A 22,248-nucleotide genomic window follows, 5' to 3' on the forward strand; every position below is an offset into this window, starting at 1 on the left:
TCGCAGCAGGTCTCAAGCACATACCAAAGGTCTCAGGGGGACAAAAATTGAAGAAATCACTTGCAGCGCTCGCGCTTGCGGGCACCATCGCTCTCGCCGCTTCGGCTCCGGCAATGGCCGTCGATTACCCGGCACCGGTCCCGGGCACCGTTTCTAGCGCGACTGTAACGGTGGGCGGATCCGTCGTATTCTCCGGAGGCGGCTTCACGCCCGGCGAAACCATCACTGTCACAATCACATTTACTGCCGCTCCTCAGGGCGCAGCAGCACCCGGCACCAGTGGCGGCCTCGCCTTGGCCGTACCCGGCGCCCTTCACCTGGCACCCACAACGGTGACCGCTGTTGCCAACAGCTCCGGCGCTTTCTCCACCAACGTTACGCTGACTGCTGCAGGCACCTACCAGTTGACCGCTGTCGGCGCGACCTCCGGCCACAGCGTCACGTCAACCGTGGTTGCTGCAGGAGTTAGCGGCGCAGGTCTTGCAAACACCGGTGGCACCGGGCTTGCCAACACCGGCGGTACCGGTTTGGCCAACACCGGCGTCGACTCCAGCCTGATCCTTTGGGGCCTGGTTGGTGCTGGCGCACTCGTAGCCGGCACGGCCTCCGTAGTGGTGGTTCGCCGCCGCGCAAAGAACGAAACCGTAGCCGCAGCCTAAACGCACAACGAAAAGGAGGGGTTGTTTCCGGTGATCCGGAAACAACCCCTCCTTGCTTGCGCCTACGGTAACTTATGAACATGGGGAGACATTGGCGACGCCGCAAGCGGCTGAGCTTCAGGGTGGAGTTGCCAGCGATTCCAAGAATTCCAGCGATTCCGAGTGCGGCCTGGCCAATCATTTTTCTGATCCTGCTGGCCGCGATTTCCTTCGGCCTGGCTGCCTTCGCCCTGCTACGTCACTCGTGATTATGACTCTGGGTGTTAACTTGTAAAACACAGGTGTCACGCGCGCCTGCCAGCCAGCCAGCCAGTGAAAGAGCTATACCTTTGGAATCGCCCCACCCCGTTCGGATACTGACCGTTTGCACCGGCAACATCTGCCGCTCCCCCGTAGCCGAACGCTTGCTTCAGGCAGGCCTGGACCAGGTTCTTCCCGGCGGCTTCGAAGTCCGCAGCGCCGGCACCCGCGCCATGGTTGGAAGCCCCATTCAGCCGCTGTCAGCGGACATCATCCGCACGTATGGCGGCACGCCCGATGACTTTGCCGCGCGCCAGCTCACTTCAAAGATCCTCAGGGAATCGGACCTGGTACTCACCATGGCGTCTCACCATCGCGGGGAAGTTCTGCAACTGGACGCCTCCCTGCTCAAACGGACGTTCACCATCCGCGAGTTCGCACGGATGGTGACCGCCCTTGAAGAACGAGCCGACCCACCGCCGTCGGGCTCTGACTACACCCAACTATGGCGAGAACTGCCGGCACGGGCATCCTCCGTCCGCCACCTCGTCCTCGCGGCGAACTCCTCGGACAACGACGTCGCGGACCCCTACAAACAGGGCGCCGAGGCGTACCTGCGGATGGAAGACGAGCTGGCCCCGGCCATCCTCAGGATTCTGCGCTACGCGCGTCTAAGCATGCAGCCGTCCTAGCCGAGGAAGCCTTTCATCCAGGTTTTGAGGTCTTCACCGAATTCGGCGCGCTCGGACGCCAGGGTGATGACGGCCTTCAAGTAGCTGAGCTTGTCTCCGGTGTCATAGCGACGTCCGCGGAAGACCACCCCGTAGACGCCCGTGCCTTCGCCGTTGCCCTTCGCGAGGGTCTGAAGCGCGTCGGTCAGCTGGATCTCGCCGCCGCGCCCCGGCCCGGTCTCTTCGAGGACATCGAACACGGCCGGGTGCAGGACATAGCGGCCAATGACGGCCAAGTTCGAAGGAGCCTCTTCCACGGAAGGCTTCTCCACAAGGCTGTTGACCCGGACGTAGTCCTCCCCCGCAATGGGTGTAATGTCGGCGCAGCCATACGCGCTGATCTGCGACGGCTCCACTTCGATGAGAGCGATCACCGAGCCACCTGTCTTCGCTTGGACGTCGATCATGGTTGACAGGAGCTCCTCGCTCTCGTCAATCAGGTCATCCCCAAGAAGCACTGCAAACGGTTCGTCGCCCACGTGCTGCTTGGCGCACAGCACGGCATGGCCCAAGCCCTTCGGTTCGCCCTGCCGCACATAGTGGATAGGCCCAAGCCCGGAGGCATGCTGCACGGCGTCCAAGCGAGCTTCGTCGCCTTTCAGCTCCAGAGAGCGTTCAAGATCAGGTGCGCGATCGAAGTGGTCTTCAAGGGCGCGCTTGTTGCGGCCTGTAATCATCAGCACGTCGCTGAGGCCCGCCTTCACGGCCTCCTCAACCACGTATTGGATGGCCGGTTGATCCACCACCGGCAACATTTCCTTCGGCATCGCCTTGGTGGCAGGCAAGAAACGCGTGCCCAATCCGGCTGCCGGAATAACTGCTTTACGAACTAATCTCCCCATAGACATAGGCAAATCCTACGAATGGATTATCGGAAGCACGAATCCCTGGGGCAAGATTGCGACATTTCCGGCCAAGAAGTCGTTAGCTCCGGGCCTTGCGCACCGGGTGCTCGCTCAGGATAGACAGGCGGTTGAAGGCGTTGATGCCGATGCACGCCATGCACAGCACGCTGATCTGCTCCTCGGTGTAGACCTTCCGCGCGCGGGAGAACAGCTCGGCCGTGGGACGGGCACTGCTCATGCGCGTGATCTGTTCGGCAAGCTCCAGCGCCACCTGCTCGGCCTCATCGAAGAGGCCCACCTCGCCATGCACGGACACCAAGGAAAGCCGCTGCTCAGTCTCCCCATAGCCGATGGCGCGGCGGTGATGGAGATCCAGGCAAAAAGGCACAGCCGTTGATCTGCGAAGCGCGGTAGTTCAACAACTCCAGCGTGCGGCGCGGGATCCCGGTCCTATCAGCCTCGGCAGTTACCTTACCCGCGTAGTCGGACAGGGCCTGATAAAGCCCGGGCTGTTGCTTGTCCAGGTAGCCAGCGAGTCGCGCTGTATTTTCGCTCATTCGCCGAGCCTATCGGAGAGATAACCCGGCAAAAACCACAACGGCTGTGGGAACAGCGCGGGGTCGTGAGACGGTTGTTTCATGAGGATCGATGAGCGAATCGAACAGCATTATCCGGCGCTTGGCCCGCAGGAACAGCTCGCGGCAGACACTATCCTGAACCACTTGGGTGATCTCGCCGTCTACAACGCGGCCGAACTGGCGCGCCTGAGCGGTGTCTCCAAGGCAACCGTGAGCCGCTTGTTTCGCCGCCTCGGCTTTGCCGATTTCAATGAGGTCAAGGAGCACACCAGGGCACTGCGGTCCAGCGGCGTGCCGCTCGCCACCAGGGAGTCCGACGGCGGTCTGCCGACCCACGGGGCACTGGAACAGCGGAACCTTCAGCGCCTGTTCGAGTCCATTGACGAAACACGGCTGGGCGAGGTGGCCAATCTGCTTGCGGGGGCCCGGAAGGTACTGCTGATCGGCTTCCGAAACAGCTTTCCCCTCGCGCTCCATTTGCGGCAACAGCTCCTCCAATGCCGCGACGGCGTCGGGCTGGCCCCGCAGCCAGGCCAAAGCGTAGGCGAAGAACTCGCGGGGCTCGGTCCTGCCGATGCTGTGGTGCTGCTGGGTTTCCGCCGCCGTCCAGAATCCTTTCCAAACGTCCTCAAAGCAGCTGCCGGAACAGGTGCATCCACCATCCTGATTGGCGATGCCAGCGGGCGCCGGATGGCCGGCGACGCCAAGGTGTGGATCGAGTGTCCCGTGGAAGGCGCTGGAGCCTTCGACAGTTATGCTGCGCCCATGAGCCTCCTGAGCGTCCTGGCCAACGCGGTACTTTCGGCCATGGGAAGACCAGGGACCAAACGCATCAGTGAAATCACAGGCCTTTTCGACTCGCTCGGAGAGGTTGAAAGGCTTCGGTAGATCCGGCTCTCAGACGGTGAGGAACCGTCCTCAGACCAGCGATCCGCGCACCTTTTGAAACAGATGTTTCAAGGTTCCGATAGTTTAATACATTCGTTTCAGGCCGGAAACAATGCTCCCCTACGTTGGAGGGGTCCCTTGAATTTCGGCCGCGGACCTCTGGTTCCGCATGAGGATTGGCTTCGCCATGAAACTCGACATCTATGCTGCGCAGGCAGCCGCCATCAAGAAACCGCTGTACAAGTCCCTGTTCCTCCAGATCTTCGTCGCCGTCGTCGCCGGCATCCTGATCGGATATCTTTGGCCGTCGATCGGGGCAGGACTACGCCCGCTCGGTGACGGGTTCATCCAGCTCATCAAGATGATCATCGCGCCGCTGATCTTCCTGGTGATCGTCACAGGGATCGCGGCCGTTGGCGATGTCAAAGCCGTGGGCCGAGTGGGAGTCAAAGCGCTCTTGTATTTCACCGGGGCCACCTTGTTCGCCCTGGCCTTCGGCCTCGTGGTGGCCAACATCGTCCAGCCCGGTGCGGGGCTCAACATCGACCCCAGCACCCTAAGCCAGGACGCCCTGAAGGCTAAGACCGGCACCGCTCCGCCCAGCGACGCCGGACAATTCATCCTTGGCATCATCCCGACGAGCGTGATCGGCGCCTTCGCGAGCAACAACCTCCTCCAGGTCCTGTGCTTCTCTGTCTTCTTCGGCGCGGCCATAGTGGTGATCGGCAAGGACCGCTGTGCCCCTGTCATGAAGGTCCTGGACACCATCCTGGAGGTCTTCTTCAAGATCATGGGCTGGGTGATGCGCCTGGCCCCGATCGGCGCCTTCGGTGCCATGGCGTTCATCATTGGCCAGTATGGACTGAGCACATTGGGCACCTATGCCTTGCTCATCGTGGCCTGCTACGGTGCAGCGATCGTGTTCATTGGCCTGCTGTTCGTGATCGCCTGGGGCCTGGTCCGGGTCCCGTTGTGGCAGTTCATCAAGTACACGCGCGAGGAGTTCCTCCTGGCTCTGGGCACCGCGTCCACTGAGTCGGTTCTGCCGCGGATCATGACCAAGCTGACGGACGCCGGCTGTTCCCGCTCCACCGCCGGCCTGGTGGTCCCCACCGGCTACTCCTTCAATCTGGACGGTGCGGCCATCTACTTGTCGATCTCGCTCTTGTTCCTTGCCCAGGCCTTCGGCCACCACTTGGATCTCGGGCATCAACTGGCCGCCCTGGGCATTCTGATGCTCACCTCAAAGGGCATGGCAGGCGTCCCGGGTTCGGCCTTCCTGGCACTCTCCGCGACGGCAGGCGCATTGGGGATCTTCCCTGTGGCCGGCGTCGCTCTCCTGCTCGGAGCCGACCGCCTCATGGACTCCATGCGCGTCGTCGTGAACCTGCTGGGCAACTGCGTTGCGACGTTCGTCGTCGCCAAGTGGGAGGGGCAGTTCGATCGTGAAGCCATGCTCCGTGCCTTCAGCGGAGACAAGCCCGCAGCTGAAGGCGGCCCGATCGATGCCGGGAACCTTGCCGTGCAGGCTGCAGGGACGCGCAGTTAGATGGCCAATTCATTTCACCCCGAAGGCGCCAGTCCACAAGCCCAGCTCCCAAAGGACCGGGCCATGGTCAAGGACGCCTATACCGTGATACCCAAGGGCGTCCTTAAAGACACAGTCACCAGCAATCTCCCCGGCTGGGAGAACACACGGTCTTGGATCATCGCACGCCCCATCGAAGGTTTCGCGACACGGTTTTCCCAGCTGATCGTCGAGGTGGGACCCGGCGGCGGTTCGCGGAAGCCCGAGCCGGAAGCCGCCGTCGAAGGGGTCCTCTTCCTGACAAGGGGATGGCTTACCCTGACGCTGGACGGTGAACTGCATATCTTGGAGGAAGGCAGCTACGCGTATGTCGCCGCCGGGGCCGACTGGTCCGTAAGGAACGATTCGGACGGCATCGCAAATTTCCACTGGATCCGTAAGGCCTACGAACCGGCGGATGGCTACACGGCCACGTCCTTTGTGACCCGCGATCAGGATGTGGAGCCCAGCCAGATGCAAGGTACCAACGGCAGCTGGGCCACGACTCGATTCGTGGATCCCGACGACCTCGCGCATGACATGCACGTGAACATCGTGACCTTCGAGCCTGGCACTTCCATCCCGTTCGCCGGAACACCTGCCATGGAACATGGGTTGTTCGTCCTCGAAGGCAATGGCGTCTATCTGCTCAACGACGACTGGGTGAAGGTCGAAGCCGGTGACTTCATGTGGCTGCGCGCCTTCTGCCCGCAGGTCTGCTATGCAGGAGGCCCGGGCAAGTTCCGTTACCTGCTCTACACCGATGCAAATCGCCAGATCCGTCTCACATAAGCGTCCGGGTGGTCATAGTGCCTTGACCTCACGACCACTCCGCTACTTCACGCAGGCGATCGCCCCGCCTTGGAGGGCGCCGGTGGAGTCCGCGTAGACGTTGCTTGCAGGTGCCGACGGAGTGGCTGGTGCCGCAGCCCCTGAGGCGGGTGCCGCTTCGGGTGCGGGTGCCGCAGGCGAGGCAGCCGCCGCCGTCGCGGGCGCCGTCGTCGTCGGTGCGGGAGCCGGCGGGACCGGGGTGAGGAGTTCCTTGACGGTCGCCTGCACCTGCTTGACGTCCACGGTGTTGATGGATGCGCCATCCGGGGAGGTGCCGAAGCCTGTGATCGGCAGGGTGGAGAAGGAGATGTTGCCCCCGGTCAGGGACGTTGCCTGCTGGGCAAGCTGGATCAGGTTCAAGTCCGAATCCACCACGATGTTCTTGCTCACCGCATCCAGGACACCCTGCATTTTCCCGATGTCGGTGAAGGTCCCGGCGTCCTTGAGCTGGCGCGAGACCGAGGCGATGAAGGCCTGCTGCCGGCGTTCGCGGTCCAGGTCCGAGAAGAGGTACGTCGGGTCCGTGGTGTCCCGGCGCTGCCGCACGAAGGCCATGGCCTGTTTGGCGTCGATCTGCTGCATGCCCGCCTTGAAGTCGGCCCCGGAAAAGGTGTCCTGGGTGGCCCGGTTCACGCACACCGTGATGGGCGCGATGGCCTGGGCCGTCTGGTAGAACGCAGCCATGGTGACCTCGAGGAAGTGGTCGATGTGCACGCTGCCCAGGAACTTGGTCACCGTGGCGATTTCGGCCTTGCGTCCGGCGTCGCGGGCCGCCTGGTAGGTGGCGTCGTCGTCGGGCTTTCCAGCGTTGATCAAGGAAGTTTTCTCCGCAGCGAAACCGTAGCCGTACGCCTCCTTGATCTTGGCTTTGAACGGGCCGCTTCCGGGGATGCCGTCCACCTGGACGTAGTCATCCCGGGGAATCGAGATTCCTGCGGCTTTGGAACCGTCCGCGGGGATGTGGATGAGCATCAGGACGTTGGAGTTGTAGCCGCCGATATTCTCATCCCCCGCGTGCAGCGCGTCATACATCTCCGGAGGAAGGGGCTTGCCCTTCTCGTCAACCCTGGTATCCAGGCCCATGATCAGGATGTTCGTGTCCTGGCTGAGCTTCGGCACCGCCTGGGGCTGCGTCTTCAGGTCCTTGAGGACATCCGATCGGTGGACGTTGTTGTTGACCGCAACCGCCGTCGCGCCCACATACGTGACCACGACGGCGGCCGCCAGGGCCACGGTCGCCGCGACCGCCGTCGTCGAGATCAGGAGGACGGACTTGCGCCGGGACTTGTGGCGCATATGGCGAGGGCCCTGAAAGCCTGCCTCCCCGCCGGGTGATCCGGCATGCGTTCCGCCGCGTCTCCCGGCGCGTCTTCCGCCGCGGAGGCGGTGGGGCCCATCATTCATGGAATTCTCCTGTCCCCGCCGCGGTTGGCGCGGTGGCTGGGTCCGCGGCGGGACCAGCGGGTAAGCAGATTGTAATCGGACATCCAAGGAATGGCCTCGATGACGCGGGAAACCGTCAGGCGCCAAGGGCGAGCTGAACCACGCGGACGATCACCAGGATCATCGCGATCAGCAGGTACGCGCGCAGGACCGTCAGGCCAATCCGGTGCCCGGTGGACAGTTTGGGTGCGGTGAGCAGGACAATCGGGGGCATGCGCCAGGTGGTCCGCTGTGACCGGTCCACCGCATCCGGGCCCGGCACTGCGGGATGGAATCCGCGGTAGACCAGGAACACAACCGCCGCGACGGCGGAGACGGCGGCGCCTCCGATGAGGATGCCAAGGATGGCGCCCGAGCCCATATCCGGAAACAACACCCCGGCAGTCAGGACCAAGGAAAGGATCACCAGGACGGCGATCACGGCCGAGGTAAAGAAGTTCATGAACCGCCCGTTCACCCAGGGTCCCAGCACCTGCTTGTCATTGCAGAGCAGCAGCAGGAACACCGTGGCCGAGGGAAGCAGGACCCCCGCCAACACCTGGACCCCCACCGTGAGCAGACCCAAAGGGCTGCCCGGGATCAGGACCACAATGGCTGAGAGGAGCAGGACTCCGGCGAACACGGCGTAGAAGCCTTTGGCGTCGGACACTTTCCGGTGCAGGGAGTGCTTGAGCCCCAGGACGTCACCGAGTGCATAGGAGGTGGAAAGCCCGACGGCGGCCGCGCCGATGATCGAGGCATCGATCAGTGCCAGCGCAAAGAGGACGCCGGCAACCTTTCCGACGTGCTGTTCGAGCCCGACGGCGACACCGCCTGCGTCCGTGAAGTTGCCGAACTCCGGGGTGCCGGCAAACGTCGCCGCCGTGAAGGAAATAATCGCTGCCGCGCCCACGATCACGATGGTGATTCCCAGCCAGAGATCGGCCTTCTCGTACTTCAGGAAGCGGGGAGTGATGCGCTTGTCGATGATGTACGACTGCTGAAAGAACAACTGCCACGGCGCCACGGTGGTTCCAACGATCCCGATGATCAGCAAAGTCACCGTGGACAGATCCGCGCCTTTGGGCATGCCGGGCACCACGAAGTCGTGGGCGACTTGTCCGACGTCGGGATGGACCATGAAGATGATCGGAACCAGCAGCAGCGACCCGGCCACCAGGGTCAGGCAAACGCGCTCGAACCGCTTGAAGGAACCGGTGCTCGCAGCACCCACGATCACCGCGGTGGCCAGGAGGATTCCCGGGATCTTGGGGATGCCCAGGTAGTCCAGGCCCAGGCTGATGCCGATGAATTCCGTGACGATGGTCAGGGCGTTAAGGATGAACAGGTCGATCACGCTGAACGCGCCCCAGAACTTGCCGAAGCGCTCCAGGATCAGCCGGGCATGTCCCACGCCGGAGACGACCCCCAGGCGCAGCACCATTTCCTGGTTCACGTACAGCACCGGGACCAGTAGGAGCAGAGTCCAGAGCAGCGACGTTCCGTAGTTCTGTCCGGCCTCCGTGTAGGTGCCGAATGCGCCGGCATCGTTGTCGCCGACCATGACGATCAGCCCGGGTCCGATGATCGCCAACAGGGTCTTCACGCGTGCTTTGATGCCCGAGCGCGGCTTTTCGTCATTCACACGGATGGTGCCGAAAGCACCCTTGATGTCGCCGATGTGGGCGGTGTCCAGGGCTGCGGATGGCGCTAGCAGGGTCTTGGTTTCGGTCATGATGTACCGGCCTTCTGCCCGGAAAGGGGCATAAAAAGTCATGGAAAAGCCTCGCCGGGGCACGTGGCATGGGCGGGCGTATTTGCGTCGCGTAAAAGGGGGGCACGTTGCGTGCCGAGTGGATCAGGCTCTCGCTGGATCAGGCTCTGGCTGGATCAGGCTCTGGCTGGAGCAGGCTCTCGCTGAATCAGGCTCTGGCTGGAGCAGGCCATGGCTGGATTAGGCCCGGCGTGCCGGACGGAATTAGCGCAGTGTTTCAGGAGCCTGAAGCAGAATCCGGAAAACGGGACGGGAGACTGGGTTTATGACCATCGTTCATGATGGAACCGTCACCTCCTGCTGCCGTTGGTCGCGCCGCGGGGAGGGCGGGCATAGAGACCCGCACATGCCCCTCCTCGTAAGACCTTTGGCACTTCGCGGCGTGAACCCGGACTGTGTCCAGGAGCCAATCGGGACCACCCCTTAATGCCGGGGCGGCCTGTCCTGACCCGGGGCGTCTCTCGACGTTGGGGGTCGCTGGCATGTTTCCGCGAAGGAGCCTCAGCTAACGAACGGCACCTTGCTCACTATATATACCTCATTTTATCCGTATGAAACAATATAAGCATGGATGCAGATAACGCTGTGTGCGGCCGGGAGCCGGATAGCCAGTACGTCGAGCTCGCCGTCGAGGTCTTTGCGATGCTCGCCGACGCCACCCGGATCCGCATCATTCTTGCGCTGCGCGACGGCGAGTTGCCGGTCAACCAGCTGGCGGAACTGATCCACAAATCCCAGGCATCCGTGTCCCAGCATCTGGCCAAATTGCGCCTCGGCCGCGTTGTCACCACACGGCAAGCCGGAACCCGGGTGTACTACCGCCTCGCGAACGAGCACGTCCGCCAACTCGTTACTGACGCGATCTTCCAGGCCGAGCATTCCCTCGAGGGAACACCCCGCCACCACCACGCCGACATCACTGACTAGGTGTGAGCGGGCGGCCCGCATTGGCGAGCGCCACCGCCGTCGTGGTTTAGTCCTAGCGGCGCTTGAGCATCACCGCGACCGCTGTCCCGATGCACACCGCGACGGCGAGGACCCCAGGCCCGGTCGCGGCCTGACCGCGCCACCCCTCCCATGGTGCGGCCGTCGGCAGAAGCAGCACCCCGGCGATCGCGGCCAGCACCAGCACCGCAATGTTGACTGCCAGCCGCATCCGGCGTCCCCCGGGCTCCGGTTTCCCGCGCTTCTGCTGGATGGTGCGGCGCCGCCAGTCGTCGGCTATGAGACCGGGTACCCGCCTCACGTACGCGAAGACGTGCACTGCGAGGGTGCCGAGCCAGAACAGGAAGCTGACAACGTGCACCCGGATCAGGATCTCGGGGGCCGGGCCGGTGATGGCCAAGGCGATGCCGCTGCCAATCAGCACCAGCGTTGAGACGACGAGCAGCGGAGCTGTCAGGCGCAGAAGCAGCCTTGGCGGACCCTTGCGGCGGTAGGCGGGATCCCGCGTGTAGTAGCGAATGAACCGCCAGCCGGTGCTGGCCGTCTTGGCCACCACCGGGCCGGCCAGCAGCACGCCAATGAAGAAGTGCGCCACGATCAGGCTGCCCAGTGTCGGAACGGTGGCGATCTCCGCCAGCGACAGAATCAGCACCACGGCCCCCGTCAGGGCGGTGAGGCGCTCGTTGCCGACCACGCCGGAGGGCGCTCTTTCTGTCACGCTTTGACGTCCTGGCGGGGGAACACGACGGCGGTCACCACAACGAAGCCGACAATCCACAAGAGCGCTGCACCTAGCGCTGCCGGATAACCTTGGAGAGGCGTCGGGCCAACCAGGGGCACGGTGGTCCCCACGATGGTGTTGAACACCCGGCCCGGGAACCACTGGCTGACCTGCGGCAATACCACCGCGATGATGCCTTCGACCACCAGGATGTAGGCCAGGCCGATCCCGACGCCGGCCGCGACCGAACGCGTGAGTACGGCGATGACCATGCCCAGGGCGCTCACCCCGATGAGGCACAGCACCTCATTGCCCAGGAACGCCAGGAAGACCTGCAACCCCTCCGGAGAGGTCCAGGCGGCGGTCTGAATCCCTTGGCCTTGAGCAGCGACAAGGATGAACGTGCCGCTGATGAGCAAGGTGAGCAGCATCGAGAGCAGCACAAAAAGTACCAGCCCCAGCATTTTGCCTGCCAACCAGCGCAGGCGGCGCGGCTCACAGACCAACAAGTTGCGCAGCGTGCCTTGCGACCATTCGGCGGCGAGATTGGCTGTCACCATCACCAGCGCGATGGCAATGATCACGGAGCGGGCCTGGCCAATGATCGAGACCAATCCCTGAGGTGTGGGGAAGGCAGCAATCAGGCCGGTCATCTCGCGGCTGGTGGCTCCGGATGCGATCTGGTGGAACGTCAGATAAGCGATAAAGGTGCTCACCACCAGCATCGCGCCCGCAACCGCCAAAACACTCCAGCGGCGGAACTTGAGCACTTCGCTGCGAAACGCACGGATCACGGAAATCATGAGCGGTCTCCTTTCAGCAAAGCCAGGAACAGTTGCTCCAGGCTGGCTTCCCTCACTCGGATGGTCAGATCCGGCGCGCCGGCCTCCCTGGCCTGCCGGTTCAAGGCCTCGGCAAAACCGGCAGGACAGGCGATGCGCAAGGCCTGATCCTCCCTCGACACCGTGTAACCGGCCTCGCCCGCGATCCGGGCCACCACATCCAACTGGACCGTGTCCTGGGCTTCGACCACTACCTCGACGCGTTCGGCGAACAGCTCCCGTGCCGGTCCGCAGAACAGGGCCTTCCCTTGATTGAGCATGATCAGCCAGTCGGTGAGCTGTTCCAACTCGCCGAGCAAGTGACTGCTGAGGAGGATGGTTTTCCCCTGGCCAGCCAAACGGCGCAGCATCTCGCGCATCTCGATGATGCCGAGGGGATCAAGGCCATTGGCTGGCTCGTCGAGAATGAGGAGCTCCGGATCGGGCAGCAGGGCCATCGCCACCCCAAGGCGTTGCTTCATGCCCAGTGAATACGTTCCTACCCGGTCACGGGCCCGATCGGAGAGTCCCACCACTTCCAGCAGTTCGCTCACGCGGGAACCGGGATGGCCTCCAAGACGGGCGAGCACCTCCAGATTTGTCCGCCCGGAAAGGCCCGGATAGAACGCCGGCGCTTCCACCAGTGCCCCGACGCGCGGCAGGTAGCGCTCGAATTCAGTGAGCGAGTGGCCCAGAACCGTGGCGCTGCCCGCATCCGCCCGCACCAGGCCCAAGAGCAGGCGAAGGGTGGTGGTCTTGCCTGCCCCATTGGGGCCAATAAACCCTGCGATGGCTCCCTGAGGCACGCGCATGGTCAAGCCGTCGACGGCGGTATGCCTGCCAAAGTGCTTGCTCAGGCCATGTGTTTCAATCGCGAAAGCTCCTGCGGGATCAGAAGAGAGGGGCATAAGAAAGAATGTATCTTGAGGTAGCGGAGGGAAGTGTGATGGAAACGAAACCAGCTGAAACAACCCTGCTCGACCGGACATTTCGCGTGAGCCTCATCCTGAAGGGCCTGGACGGCGTCCTGGAACTGATCGGCGGCGTTCTTCTGTTGCTGGTGACGCCTCAACAAATCGGTGATCTGGTCCATTTCCTCACCCAGCACGAACTCGCCCAGGATCCGCACGACTTCCTGGCGAACAGCCTGGTGCACCTGAGCTCCAACCTCTCAGGGTCCGCGACGCTGTTCGGCGCGATCTACCTACTGCTCCACGGCTTGGTCAAGATCGTCCTGGTCTGGGCCGTCCTGAAGGACAAACTCTGGGCCTACCCGTGGATGATCGCGTTCCTGTTGGTCTTCATCGTTTACCAGGCCTACAGGATCGTCGTGGCCTTCTCCTGGGGCCTTGTCCTTTTGACAGCCTTCGACATCTTCATCGTCTGGATCACCGCCCGTGAGTACCGGCTGCACCGGGCACGGAATCGACAGCACTCCCCTACGACTCGGCAGGGAGGCTGAGGAATCTTCGGGCGGCCGTCGGTTCGTGGGTGCGGGCCCAGCGCTAGGTTCCGGAACGCAGCAGTGGGACTTCTCCCACGAATTCAACAGACCAGTGCTTGCGGCCGGACCCTTCCTACCCCCTGGCGACCTGCGCCGCTTCTCCTGGAACGCCCGGAAACCTTCGGCGTAATTCTCAGTCTTGCACAGCCGGGCCTACTCGAATCGCGACGCTCAAGACGAGCATCGGCAAAGTAGTCCGCGCCCTCCGCGAGCACTCCCAACGAATTGGCCGAGATCCCCACAACGAGCAACCCGGCCTCCAGCACCAGGTTCAAGTTCGACCACCGGGCTCCGCTGAAAGGGTTCGATACACAACGCGGACATCTGCGGTCCCGAAAAAGTTTTACTAATTTTCCTGGTTTTCGGTGAGGAAGCGGTTTCCTGGGCCCTAAATTGTCAGACCCCCCTGGAATGCTTTGGTTATGGAAGGGATTCGGGGAACACAGCTGATGGAGACGGGCTCGCCAGTCGGCGGCGCGGCTCCATTGTCAGGTGCCTGGGTACGGGACGTGATCGATGCCCTGACCTCGTTCCGGCCAGCCCTCCCGAACGGCACGGTACCCGATGGCCGCGCCGAGCTGATCGACCAGTTGCGTGCCCTGGAGGATCTGAAGTCCGCGGCCGCCGCTGCGCAAGCCCGGATTGCCGTCTCCTTCGATGCGGCCCAGCGCAGCGCCGAGACGAACCTGGGCGTCCCCGCCGACGAGCGCGGCCGCGGCGTCGCAGCCCAGATTGCCTTGGCCCGGCGGGAATCCCCCGCCAAAGGACCCCGATTGCTGGGCCTGGCGAAAGCCCTCGTGAGCGAAATGCCGCGCACCCTCGCCGCCCTGGACACCGGGCAGCTGAACGAATGGCGCGCCACCCTGTTGGTGAAGGAAACAGCCTGCCTGAGCGCCGAAGACCGCTGCGCGGTGGATGAGGAACTGGCCGCCGACACAGGGACCTTCGACGGCGCCGGAGACAAGACCATCATCTCCGCCGCACGGGCCGCCGCCTACCGGCGGGACCCCCGGTCGGTGACGCAACGCGCCAGCCACGCCGCGGCGGAGCGGCACGTGAGCTTGCGCCCGGCCCCGGACACCATGACCTACCTGACCGCCCTGCTTCCCGTCGCCCAGGGCGTGGCCGTGCACGCGGCCCTGTCCCGGCATGCAGACTCGCTCCGCTCCGGCGGAGACACCCGCAGCCGCGGGCAAATCATGGCCGATGCCCTGGTCGAACGCACCACCGGCACCCCCGGCGGGATCACCGGAGTGGCCATCCAACTCGTCATGACCGACCGCACCCTCTTCCAGCGCGACAGCGAACCCGCCCGGCTCCCCGGCTACGGCATCGTCCCCGCAGGTTGGGCACGGAACCTCCTCAGCGGCAGCAGCGGGAACACCAAACCTGGCGCCGGTCCTGGCGAGTCTGAGGGCGGGCAAGAACTCAAGTTCTGGCTCCGGCGCCTCTTCACCGCTCCGGGAACCGGAGAACTCGTCGCCGTCGATTCCCGGTCGCGGCTTTTCCCGCCCGGGATGCGGCGCTTCATCCAGGCCCGCGACGACACCTGCCGCACCCCATACTGCGACGCACCCATCAGGCACTTCGACCACATCATCCCCTGGCACGACAACGGCCCCACCACCCTCGCCAACGGGGCGGGCCTGTGCGAAGCCTGCAACCACACCAAAGAACTCAACGGCTGGACAGCACAAACCAGCCCAGCAAAAACCAGACCCGGGACACGGCACGTCCTCGACATCCGCACCCCTACCGGACACCACTACCAATCAACAGCCCCGCCGCTGCCAGGCAGCAATCCACTAGGAACCGGCCCACCCGACACCGCGCCGTCGCATTCCAGACGCCGGCGCAAACTCCGCCACCAAGCCAAGGCGCTGAGATACGCCCATCTCACGCAACTCCAGGTCGCTTGACACTCCAGGTCGCTTGAGCAACGCCACCGTTGTGTCCCGGCGTTCGGCGGCGTCCTCAAAGGGCCGCGGTCACCAAATGGGTGCGGAGATTGCTTTGCTGCCCGGCGTCCCTGGCTTCCGGGGTCCGGGTTAGCCGGCCGAAGTTTGCTGCGGGCTGTCCGGCCTGGACCACCACGGCGTTCCTCCATCCGCCAGCCCGGAAGAGTGCGCCGGGGGAATCTGTACAGAAAGGTAGCGGGCGTCCGGCACTCCTGCGGGCGGCCACCAGTGGTGCCATGCCCTCAAGCGTCAAAAGCCCGGTGCCAAAGATATCCGCCAGGAAGGTGGACCGTCCCGCGGAGAGGGCTGCGGCGTCGTGGACCAGGGACTCGGCATCGGAGGCGGCAATCCACCGGCCCGTGCCTACAACGGCTGCCGCGCCCAGGCATCATCAAACCCCGCCATCATGCGGCCTTAGGAACCCACGGGCTTCATGCGCATCCGGCGCAGGGCGGCTACCGCGAACACGACGGCGAGCGGCAAGGCGACGACGACGGCGCTCAGCCACGCGCCCGTGCCTTGCCAGCCTTGGACGGCGGCGTTAAGGGCCAGGACGCCGGTCGCCGCGGCGGCGAGCAGAAAAGCCGCGGCCGCGAGCGACGGCGCGAGGCCTGCCGGGAGCGCGGCGTCGCGCGGAAGGAGCCGCCATACGAGCAGGAGAACAAGGCCCAGCACCCCGAGGACCACCCGATATTCGACCACCTCGCCCCAATGGTGCTCGGCAGCGGCCTGGGCACAGTCGAGGCCAGCGTAAGGTGCCTGCAGAACCGCGCATCTTGCGGCCGTGTAGGCGACGCCGGGGAGGTCGCCGGCCACGAAGCCCGCGCCCCAGATCCGGCCGAACAGCTCCGATACGACGCCGCTCACGCCGACGGCGATCGCGCCCACAGCCGCAAGGCCAACCAAGGGCCGCACGAACGCCCGCAACGGCAGCCGGGCAACATCTCGAAGTGACGGGCGCAGGACCGGCGTCACGGTGCTGACCGGGCCGAAGCGCTTGACGGCCTCGCGTTCGGCGTCCACCGGGTCCAAGCCTTGCGCACGGAGCCGGGCGGCGCATTCGCGCAAATGCGCCTCGGTTTCAGCGAGGAGCCTGCGAGCGGCAGCGGGATCGCCGTCGCGCGCAGCTACGAACAGCTCGTCGAGGTATGCGTCGATGGGCCCCTCTTCGGCCCCGGCGCCGTTCCCCGCGTTCACGACGCCGCTCCAAGAACGCCCCGCACCGCCGCAGTGAAGCCTTTCCACTCCTCCACCTTGCGGGAAAGCTCGGCCTGTCCGGCCCCGGTGAGCGCATAGACGCGACGGCGGCCGCCGTCGTCGTCCGCCCAGCGGCTCGCGACGCACCCCGCCGCCTCGAGCTTGTGCAGCGCGGGGTAGACCGAGCCCTCCTGAAGCTCAATCCGCGCGCCGCTGCGCTCGTGAATGCGCGCGATGAGCGCGTAGCCGTGCGCCTCGCCCGCTCCGAGCGAGCTGAGCAGCAGCAGGTCAAGCTGTCCGTTCACTGAACTTCGTCCCATACCTAGAGAGTCTAGGTATGGGACGGGATGCTGACAAGCTACCCCTTGAAGACCGGTGCCCGCTTCTCCTGGAACGCCCGGAAACCTTCGGCGTAATCCTCGGTCTTGCAGAGTCGCGCCTGTTCGTCGTTCTCTTCGGACATCGCGGCCCACAGGCCAAGGCGCTGATCGCGGATATGGGCCACGAGCTCCTTGCTGGCTGTGAACGCACCGGTGGCACCCGCCGCGACCCGCTCCACGATGATCCGCGTGGCCTCCAGCAAGGCGTCGTCCGGCATGACCCGGCTGAACATGCCCTGCGCCACGGCCTCGGCGCCGCTGATCAGGTCCGCGGTGTAGATGAGGTCCAAGGTCCGGTGCATGCCCAGGCGCTCGGTGAAGTACCAGTGCCCGCCCGAGTCCAGAGTGGCACCCAGTTTGGCGAACGGCGAACCGAACTTCGCGTTCTCCGCCACGTACACCACATCGGTAGCGAGCAACAGGCCGAGCCCGACGCCGAGGCACGCGCCGTGCGCTGCCGCGAAGGTCGGGGCGGGGAAGGCTGCCATCTTCTTGAGCAGCGGCTCCACGAGCCCGTTCAAGTACGCCTTCGCGTCGTCGCTCTCGGGCGTCACCCCCGCAATGTCGCGTCCCGCGCAAAATGCGCGGCCCTCTCCGCGGAGGAGCAGCGCCCGCACCATCCCGCGGGAGGCGGCGGCAGCGGCGTCGTCGTACGCTCTATCCAGTTCCGCGAGCGCCGCCTCGTCCAGCGAGTTCAGCTTTTCAGGGGCATTGAGGACAATTTCGGCGATGCCGTTGGCGATGGAGAGCTCGATCATTCGTATATTCCTTAGACGTCGAAATCGACCGTGACGGATTCACTCGTGGGGTGGGACTGGCACGTCAGCACGTAGCCCTTGTCCAACTCATCCTGCTCCAAGGCGTAGTTCTCGTCCATGCTGACCGTCCCGGAGACCAGTTTGGCGCGGCACGTGCCACACACGCCACCGGCGCATGCGAAGGGGACGTCCGGGCGGACGCGCAAAGCCGCGTTGAGGATGGATTCCCGCGCGTGGGTGGGGCTGGCGACATCGCCCGTCAAACCATCCAGCTTGAAGGTGATCTTGAAGGTGTCCTTCGACTCGTCCTCCACAACGGGCCGGCCGGCGTTGCCCTCTGGGCGGTCCGGGCGACCGGTGGTGAAGAGCTCAAAGCGGACGTGTTCAGGCTCCACGCCACGGGCAGCGAGGGTATCCCGGCACAGCTGGACCAGTTCGAACGGACCGCACAGGAACCATTCGTCCACATCCTGCGCGTGGATGGCCGTGCCCAGCAGCTGCTGGAGCTTCTCGGCGTCGATACGGCCCGTCATGAGCGGGGCGATCCGCTGTTCGCGCGACAACACATGGTGCAGCGCCAATCGCGACGGGTACTTGTCCTTCAAGTCCGCCAATTCCTCGAGGAACATGACGTCCATGGCGGCCTTGTTGGCGTAGATCAGGTCGAAGCGCGTGCCCGGGTTCGCGGCCAGCAGCGTGCGGGCGATCGCGATCACCGGGGTGATGCCCGAGCCGGCGGCGATGGCCACGAACGAACCGGCGTCGCCGAACTCCCCTGCCATGTTCTCCGGATTGTTCATCGAGTTCATGACATTCTGCTGGACCGTCTTGCCGTCCTTGCCATGCTTGGAAATGAACGCGCCCATGGGGCTCATGACGTCCAGGGTGTCGCCGGCCCTGAGCTCCGCGTTCGCCCATGTGGAGAAGATGCCGCCCAGGTCCTTCTTGATGGCCACGCGGATCTCGCTGCTGCCGTCCGCGAAGCTGCGCGGCTCTGCGCAGATGGAGTAGCTGCGGCGGACCTCGCGCGGCTCCCCGCTCTCGTCAGGAAGCGTGGTCCGCAGGGCCACGTACTGGCCGGGAAGGTAGTCATACTGGCCGGCGAGCTCAGCCGGGACATCGAACGTGACCTCGATGGCGTCGTCAGTCAGGCGGCGGACTTCCGAAACGCTGAGGGAATGAAAAGACGCACGACGGCGGCCGGTGGCCTGCGCTTGTTCGGCTGCGGTCTGGCGGACAACGGGCATGTCGGATTCCTTACAGGACTTTGAAGTAGTCGAACGGTTCCTTGCAGTCCTGGCAGACGAAGAGCGCCTTGCAGGACGTGGAACCAAAGCGGGTGAGTTCCTTGGTGTTCAGCGAAGAACACTGCGGGCATTTCACGGCGAGCTGGAGCCTTACCGGGCCTGAGTGGCCGCCGGCGGCCGCCCTGCCACTCGGAGGGGCGATGCCGTATTCCTGCAGCTTGGCCTTGCCGTGCTCGGTCATCCAGTCCGTGGTCCATGCCGGGGCCAGGACGAGCTCGACGTAGACGCTCGGGTAGCCCTCTTTGTGGAACGCGGTCTTGAGGTCGTCGCGGATGGCGTCCATCGCGGGGCAGCCCGAGTAGGTCGGCGTAATGGTGACCTGGACCGCGGGGACCAGCCCGCCGTCGTCGAACAGTTGGACGTTCCGGAGGATCCCCAAATCCTCAATGGTGAGGACGGGAATCTCCGGATCGCAGACCGTGGCGGCAATCCCCCAGGCCTTCTGCTCGGCGGTTTGCTGAGTCTTGACCTGCGCGGTCCTGGCGCTGGTGTCATGAACGAACATGTCCACCGTCACCAGCTTGCACCGGGATGTTCGCGGGCAAGCACCTGCATCTCGGCGAGCAGGTAGCCCAAGTGCTCGGAATGCTTACCTTGGCGGCCGCCACCTGAAGCCTGCGGAATGCGTTCGAGACCGAGTTCGCCCCCCGAAGCGGCGTCGAGGCCGGCTCCGCCCAGGATCTCGCCCGTGAGCCGGTCGAAGTCCGCGCGGAGGCTGGAGGGCTGCACTCCTGCTCCGCTTTCCGCGAGGCGGGCCGTGAGCTCGTCGTCTTCGAAGAGTTCTTCCACATACGGCCAGACGAGCTTGAAAGCCTGGACAATGCGACGGCGGGATTCTTCCGTGCCTCCGGCAAGCCTGAGGACCCACTGGGCGCTGTGGTCGCGGTGGTAGTCGACCTCTTTGAGGGCCTTCGCCGCGATGGCCGCGATGGTTTTGTCGCTCGAGCCGGTTAGCCGTTTGTAGAGCTCGAACTGGTAGTAGCTCACGATGAACTGCCGGGCGATGGTGACGGCGAAGTCCCCGTTGGGCTGCTCGAAGAGGTGGGCGGAACGGAACTCGTGCTCCCGGCGGAAGTACGCCAGATCGTCCTCGGACTTGTCCCACGCCGCTCCGGCGTAGGTGAGGAAGGAACGGGCGTGGCCGAGCTGGTCGAGCGCGATGTTGCCCAGGGCGACGTCTTCCTCGAGCTCGGGTGCGCGGGAGATCCAGTGACCCAGGCGCTGGGCCAGGATCAGGCCGTCGTCGCCGATGCGCAGGGCGTATTCCGCGACGTCTTCGCTTGGCTTGACTTGTCCCTTGCGGATTTCGAGGGCGATGTCCTCGGGGCGCAGGGCGTTCCCGGGCGTGATGCGCGTAGCGCTTGCCGAACCGTCTCCGGAGGCACCCGCGCCTTTGACTCCGACGGAAATATCGCCGTGGCCCTCGATGGCGAAGTCCGGGTTGTTTTCGTTTTCGTTTGCGGGGGCGGTCACAGGTGCTTCACGCCTTCGCTCTTGGTGTAATACGTCGCGTGGCGGTAGTCCTTGCCCTGCGGGGATTCGAAGAAGGAACCCTTGGAATCCGGGTCGCTCGAGGAAATAGCATCGGCCGGAACCACCCAGATGGACACGCCTTCGTTGCGGCGCGTGTACAGATCGCGGGCGTTGCGCAGCGCCATCGCCGCGTCAGGAGCGTGCAAGGAGCCGGCGTGGACGTGGGACAGGCCGCGGCTGGAGCGGACGAAGACTTCCCAGAGGCTCCAGGGGGTCTCGTGGGGTTCGTTGGTCTCGTGGGCTGGGGTGGTCATGCTGCGTCTTCCTTTTCTGCTTGCTTGCGCGCGTATTCGGCGGCGGCTTCGCGGACCCAGGCGCCGTCGTCGTGCGCTTCGCGGCGGCGCTCAAGCCGCTGCGCGTTGCAGGGACCCTTGCCGGCGAGAACGTCTTTGAACTCGTTCCAGTCCAGGGGCCCGTGCTCCCATTTCTTGGTTTCTTCGTTGAAACGGATGTCCTTGTCCGGGAGCGTGAGGCCCAGGACCTTGACCTGCTCCACCATCATGCCGACGAAGCGGCTGCGGAGCTCGTCGTTGCTGAACCGCTTGATGTTCCAGGCCATGGACTGCTTGGAGTTGGGGGAATCGTCGTCGGGCGGGCCGAACATCATCAGCGCCGGCGCGTACCAGCGGTTGACGGCGTCCTGGGCCATCGCCTTCTGGGCGGGCGTGCCGTTGGACAGTTCAAGGAGGATCTCGAAACCCTGGCGCTGGTGGAACGACTCTTCCTTGCAGATGCGCACCATTGCGCGTCCGTAGGGTCCGTAGGAAGCGCGGCACAGGGGAACCTGGTTGCAGATCGCGGCACCGTCGACGAGCCAGCCAATCGCACCCATGTCCGCCCAGGAAATCGCTGGGTAGTTGAAGATGGATGAGTACCGTGCCTTGCCGGCGATCAAGTCGCTGGTCATCTTGTCCCTGCTCTGGCCGAGGGTTTCCGCGGCCGAGTAGAGGTACAGCCCGTGGCCTGCCTCGTCCTGCACCTTGGCCATGAGGATGGCCTTGCGCTTGAGGCTCGGAGCCCTGGTGATCCAGTTGGCTTCCGGCTGCATGCCGATGATCTCCGAGTGCGCGTGCTGCGAGATCTGGCGGAGCAGGGTCTTGCGGTAGGCCTCCGGCATCCAGTCGCGGGGTTCGATGCGCGAATCCTCAGAGATGATGCGGTCAAAATACGCCTGACCGGCCCGTTCCCGCTCAAGCTCTTCGGGGGACAGCTCAGCGGGCACAGACTGCAGATTCTGCGATGCCATGGTTGCTCCTAAATATTTACCGACCGTTCGTTCAGAATATGCGGAAGGCGCGAGATGCGTCAAGCGTTGCATCACTACACGCAACAGGTGGAGCAGGCCGGGCGGGGCGGGGCAGAGCAACAGAACGCCCGCTCACATATATGGCCCTCTCCCCCGACGCCCGCTCACATATACGCCCCTCTCCCCCGACGCCCGCTCACATATATGGCCAAATGCCGGAACGCTCGCTCAGATCATCTGAGCGAGCGTCGGCGGAAAACACCCCAAAGGTGAGCGAGCGTCTGGGGTGAGCACGGCGCAAAGGCGGGACGACAGCGCAACGGGACTGCCGCCGTCGGGCACT

25 protein-coding genes and 1 riboswitch are annotated in these 22,248 nt (G+C 64.4%); of the genes, 8 read left to right on the plus strand and 17 right to left on the minus strand.

What is annotated here, in order from left to right; genetic code table 11:
- Positions 1-47 precede the first annotated feature (47 nt).
- A complete protein-coding gene (locus tag QRN51_RS11645) occupies positions 48-659 on the plus strand; it encodes an LPXTG cell wall anchor domain-containing protein (protein ID WP_284990005.1) in 612 nt (203 codons plus the stop codon).
- A 329-nt stretch (positions 660-988) separates the two neighbouring features.
- Entirely contained in the window at positions 989-1,591 is a 603-nt protein-coding gene (locus QRN51_RS11650) for an arsenate reductase/protein-tyrosine-phosphatase family protein (protein ID WP_284990006.1), read from the plus strand.
- Here QRN51_RS11650 and galU read toward each other — a convergent pair.
- The 3 genes from galU to QRN51_RS11665 all read right to left on the minus strand — a co-directional run bounded on the left by galU (position 1,588) and on the right by QRN51_RS11665 (position 3,032).
- A complete protein-coding gene (gene galU / locus QRN51_RS11655) occupies positions 1,588-2,478 on the minus strand; it encodes a UTP--glucose-1-phosphate uridylyltransferase GalU (RefSeq protein WP_284990007.1) in 891 nt (296 codons plus the stop codon). The two genes, QRN51_RS11650 and galU, sit on opposite strands and share 4 nt — an antisense overlap.
- 76 nt (positions 2,479-2,554) lie before the next feature.
- On the minus strand, positions 2,555-2,863 hold the full coding sequence (locus tag QRN51_RS11660; RefSeq protein WP_284990008.1) for a carboxymuconolactone decarboxylase family protein: 309 nt from the start codon (positions 2,861-2,863) through the stop codon (positions 2,555-2,557).
- Positions 2,808-3,032, minus strand: coding sequence for a carboxymuconolactone decarboxylase family protein (locus tag QRN51_RS11665; RefSeq protein WP_284990009.1), 225 nt, complete (start codon positions 3,030-3,032; stop codon positions 2,808-2,810). Before QRN51_RS11665 ends, QRN51_RS11660 begins: the two co-directional genes overlap by 56 nt.
- Positions 3,033-3,113: 81 nt before the next feature.
- Here QRN51_RS11665 and QRN51_RS11670 point away from each other — a divergent pair, with 81 nt between their 5' ends.
- The 3 genes from QRN51_RS11670 to QRN51_RS11680 all read left to right on the plus strand — a co-directional run bounded on the left by QRN51_RS11670 (position 3,114) and on the right by QRN51_RS11680 (position 6,300).
- Complete coding sequence (locus tag QRN51_RS11670) at positions 3,114-3,941, plus strand: MurR/RpiR family transcriptional regulator (RefSeq protein ID WP_284990010.1); 828 nt, start codon at positions 3,114-3,116, stop codon at positions 3,939-3,941.
- A gap of 187 nt (positions 3,942-4,128) precedes the next feature.
- Positions 4,129-5,490, plus strand: coding sequence for a cation:dicarboxylate symporter family transporter (locus tag QRN51_RS11675; RefSeq protein ID WP_284990011.1), 1,362 nt, complete (start codon positions 4,129-4,131; stop codon positions 5,488-5,490).
- Positions 5,491-6,300, plus strand: coding sequence for a bifunctional allantoicase/(S)-ureidoglycine aminohydrolase (locus QRN51_RS11680; protein ID WP_284990012.1), 810 nt, complete (start codon positions 5,491-5,493; stop codon positions 6,298-6,300).
- Between the two features lie 42 nt (positions 6,301-6,342).
- Here QRN51_RS11680 and QRN51_RS11685 read toward each other — a convergent pair whose 3' ends face one another.
- Both QRN51_RS11685 and QRN51_RS11690 read right to left on the minus strand, forming a co-directional pair.
- Complete coding sequence (locus QRN51_RS11685; protein WP_284990013.1) at positions 6,343-7,743, minus strand: LCP family protein; 1,401 nt, start codon at positions 7,741-7,743, stop codon at positions 6,343-6,345.
- 115 nt (positions 7,744-7,858) lie between these two features.
- Positions 7,859-9,538 (minus strand): NRAMP family divalent metal transporter, encoded by a 1,680-nt coding sequence (locus QRN51_RS11690; RefSeq protein WP_284990014.1) that lies wholly within the window; start codon positions 9,536-9,538, stop codon positions 7,859-7,861.
- A gap of 342 nt (positions 9,539-9,880) precedes the next feature.
- Positions 9,881-10,055: riboswitch (M-box (ykoK) riboswitch) on the minus strand.
- A gap of 47 nt (positions 10,056-10,102) precedes the next feature.
- Here QRN51_RS11690 and QRN51_RS11695 point away from each other — a divergent pair.
- Positions 10,103-10,462, plus strand: coding sequence for an ArsR/SmtB family transcription factor (locus QRN51_RS11695; protein WP_284990015.1), 360 nt, complete (start codon positions 10,103-10,105; stop codon positions 10,460-10,462).
- Positions 10,463-10,514: 52 nt separating this feature from the next.
- Here the strand turns inward: QRN51_RS11695 and QRN51_RS11700 are convergent, their stop codons facing one another.
- From QRN51_RS11700 to QRN51_RS11710, 3 genes are read right to left on the minus strand one after another with little or no spacing between them, the layout of a single operon-like run.
- A complete protein-coding gene (locus tag QRN51_RS11700; RefSeq protein ID WP_284990016.1) occupies positions 10,515-11,198 on the minus strand; it encodes a hypothetical protein in 684 nt (227 codons plus the stop codon).
- Positions 11,195-12,004: an ABC transporter permease gene (locus tag QRN51_RS11705; RefSeq protein WP_284990017.1), complete on the minus strand. Its 810-nt coding sequence runs from the start codon at positions 12,002-12,004 to the stop codon at positions 11,195-11,197. The genes QRN51_RS11700 and QRN51_RS11705 overlap by 4 nt, the downstream gene beginning before the upstream one ends.
- Positions 12,001-12,930 carry an ATP-binding cassette domain-containing protein gene (locus tag QRN51_RS11710; protein WP_284990018.1) on the minus strand — a complete coding sequence of 310 codons (930 nt, stop codon included), beginning with the start codon at positions 12,928-12,930 and terminating at the stop codon, positions 12,001-12,003. Before QRN51_RS11710 ends, QRN51_RS11705 begins: the two co-directional genes overlap by 4 nt.
- A 38-nt stretch (positions 12,931-12,968) precedes the next feature.
- Here QRN51_RS11710 and QRN51_RS11715 point away from each other — a divergent pair, with 38 nt between their 5' ends.
- Together QRN51_RS11715 and QRN51_RS11720 are read left to right on the plus strand one after the other, a co-directional pair.
- Positions 12,969-13,484: a DUF2127 domain-containing protein gene (locus QRN51_RS11715; RefSeq protein ID WP_172465639.1), complete on the plus strand. Its 516-nt coding sequence runs from the start codon at positions 12,969-12,971 to the stop codon at positions 13,482-13,484.
- Positions 13,485-13,948: 464 nt separating this feature from the next.
- Positions 13,949-15,445 (plus strand): HNH endonuclease, encoded by a 1,497-nt coding sequence (locus QRN51_RS11720; protein ID WP_284990019.1) that lies wholly within the window; start codon positions 13,949-13,951, stop codon positions 15,443-15,445.
- Positions 15,446-15,500: 55 nt separating this feature from the next.
- Here the strand turns inward: QRN51_RS11720 and QRN51_RS11725 are convergent, their stop codons facing one another.
- From QRN51_RS11725 to paaA, 9 genes are all read right to left on the minus strand, one after another.
- The gene (locus QRN51_RS11725; protein WP_284990020.1) at positions 15,501-15,722 is read right to left on the minus strand and encodes a hypothetical protein; all 222 of its coding nucleotides are present in this window, start codon (positions 15,720-15,722) and stop codon (positions 15,501-15,503) included.
- A 176-nt stretch (positions 15,723-15,898) separates the two neighbouring features.
- The gene (locus tag QRN51_RS11730) at positions 15,899-16,681 is read right to left on the minus strand and encodes a permease prefix domain 1-containing protein (protein WP_284990021.1); all 783 of its coding nucleotides are present in this window, start codon (positions 16,679-16,681) and stop codon (positions 15,899-15,901) included.
- Positions 16,678-17,001: a PadR family transcriptional regulator gene (locus QRN51_RS11735; RefSeq protein WP_284990022.1), complete on the minus strand. Its 324-nt coding sequence runs from the start codon at positions 16,999-17,001 to the stop codon at positions 16,678-16,680. Before QRN51_RS11735 ends, QRN51_RS11730 begins: the two co-directional genes overlap by 4 nt.
- Before the next feature lie 38 nt (positions 17,002-17,039).
- The gene (locus QRN51_RS11740) at positions 17,040-17,819 is read right to left on the minus strand and encodes an enoyl-CoA hydratase/isomerase family protein (protein ID WP_284990023.1); all 780 of its coding nucleotides are present in this window, start codon (positions 17,817-17,819) and stop codon (positions 17,040-17,042) included.
- 11 nt (positions 17,820-17,830) lie between these two features.
- Complete coding sequence (gene paaE, locus QRN51_RS11745; RefSeq protein ID WP_284990024.1) at positions 17,831-19,066, minus strand: 1,2-phenylacetyl-CoA epoxidase subunit PaaE; 1,236 nt, start codon at positions 19,064-19,066, stop codon at positions 17,831-17,833.
- Positions 19,067-19,076: 10 nt separating this feature from the next.
- Positions 19,077-19,631 (minus strand): 1,2-phenylacetyl-CoA epoxidase subunit PaaD, encoded by a 555-nt coding sequence (gene paaD, locus QRN51_RS11750; RefSeq protein WP_059389572.1) that lies wholly within the window; start codon positions 19,629-19,631, stop codon positions 19,077-19,079.
- 8 nt (positions 19,632-19,639) lie between these two features.
- Positions 19,640-20,599, minus strand: a complete 960-nt coding sequence (gene paaC, locus QRN51_RS11755; RefSeq protein WP_284990025.1) for a 1,2-phenylacetyl-CoA epoxidase subunit PaaC — start codon at positions 20,597-20,599, stop codon at positions 19,640-19,642.
- Complete coding sequence (gene paaB, locus QRN51_RS11760; protein WP_284990026.1) at positions 20,596-20,913, minus strand: 1,2-phenylacetyl-CoA epoxidase subunit PaaB; 318 nt, start codon at positions 20,911-20,913, stop codon at positions 20,596-20,598. Before paaB ends, paaC begins: the two co-directional genes overlap by 4 nt.
- The gene (paaA, locus tag QRN51_RS11765; protein WP_284990027.1) at positions 20,910-21,905 is read right to left on the minus strand and encodes a 1,2-phenylacetyl-CoA epoxidase subunit PaaA; all 996 of its coding nucleotides are present in this window, start codon (positions 21,903-21,905) and stop codon (positions 20,910-20,912) included. The genes paaB and paaA overlap by 4 nt, the downstream gene beginning before the upstream one ends.
- Positions 21,906-22,248 lie beyond the last annotated feature (343 nt).

This window comes from Arthrobacter sp. efr-133-TYG-120, from assembly GCF_030209785.1.
In the GTDB taxonomy this organism is placed as follows: domain Bacteria; phylum Actinomycetota; class Actinomycetes; order Actinomycetales; family Micrococcaceae; genus Arthrobacter.

Bases quoted from the DNA above. Each gene is read 5' to 3' on its own strand.
- galU (WP_284990007.1), bottom strand. From the start codon at position 2,478: ATGTCTATGGGGAGATTAGTTCGTAAAGCAGTTATTCCGGCAGCCGGA.
- QRN51_RS11665 (WP_284990009.1), bottom strand. From the start codon at position 3,032: ATGAGCGAAAATACAGCGCGACTCGCTGGCTACCTGGACAAGCAACAG.
- QRN51_RS11670 (WP_284990010.1), top strand. From the start codon at position 3,114: ATGAGGATCGATGAGCGAATCGAACAGCATTATCCGGCGCTTGGCCCG.
- QRN51_RS11675 (WP_284990011.1), top strand. From the start codon at position 4,129: ATGAAACTCGACATCTATGCTGCGCAGGCAGCCGCCATCAAGAAACCG.
- QRN51_RS11680 (WP_284990012.1), top strand. From the start codon at position 5,491: ATGGCCAATTCATTTCACCCCGAAGGCGCCAGTCCACAAGCCCAGCTC.
- QRN51_RS11685 (WP_284990013.1), bottom strand. From the start codon at position 7,743: ATGAATGATGGGCCCCACCGCCTCCGCGGCGGAAGACGCGCCGGGAGA.
- QRN51_RS11690 (WP_284990014.1), bottom strand. From the start codon at position 9,538: ATGACTTTTTATGCCCCTTTCCGGGCAGAAGGCCGGTACATCATGACC.
- QRN51_RS11695 (WP_284990015.1), top strand. From the start codon at position 10,103: ATGGATGCAGATAACGCTGTGTGCGGCCGGGAGCCGGATAGCCAGTAC.
- QRN51_RS11705 (WP_284990017.1), bottom strand. From the start codon at position 12,004: ATGATTTCCGTGATCCGTGCGTTTCGCAGCGAAGTGCTCAAGTTCCGC.
- QRN51_RS11710 (WP_284990018.1), bottom strand. From the start codon at position 12,930: ATGCCCCTCTCTTCTGATCCCGCAGGAGCTTTCGCGATTGAAACACAT.
- QRN51_RS11715 (WP_172465639.1), top strand. From the start codon at position 12,969: ATGGAAACGAAACCAGCTGAAACAACCCTGCTCGACCGGACATTTCGC.
- QRN51_RS11720 (WP_284990019.1), top strand. From the start codon at position 13,949: ATGGAAGGGATTCGGGGAACACAGCTGATGGAGACGGGCTCGCCAGTC.
- QRN51_RS11725 (WP_284990020.1), bottom strand. From the start codon at position 15,722: ATGGCACCACTGGTGGCCGCCCGCAGGAGTGCCGGACGCCCGCTACCT.
- QRN51_RS11735 (WP_284990022.1), bottom strand. From the start codon at position 17,001: ATGGGACGAAGTTCAGTGAACGGACAGCTTGACCTGCTGCTGCTCAGC.
- QRN51_RS11740 (WP_284990023.1), bottom strand. From the start codon at position 17,819: ATGATCGAGCTCTCCATCGCCAACGGCATCGCCGAAATTGTCCTCAAT.
- paaE (WP_284990024.1), bottom strand. From the start codon at position 19,066: ATGCCCGTTGTCCGCCAGACCGCAGCCGAACAAGCGCAGGCCACCGGC.
- paaD (WP_059389572.1), bottom strand. From the start codon at position 19,631: ATGTTCGTTCATGACACCAGCGCCAGGACCGCGCAGGTCAAGACTCAG.
- paaB (WP_284990026.1), bottom strand. From the start codon at position 20,913: ATGACCACCCCAGCCCACGAGACCAACGAACCCCACGAGACCCCCTGG.
- paaA (WP_284990027.1), bottom strand. From the start codon at position 21,905: ATGGCATCGCAGAATCTGCAGTCTGTGCCCGCTGAGCTGTCCCCCGAA.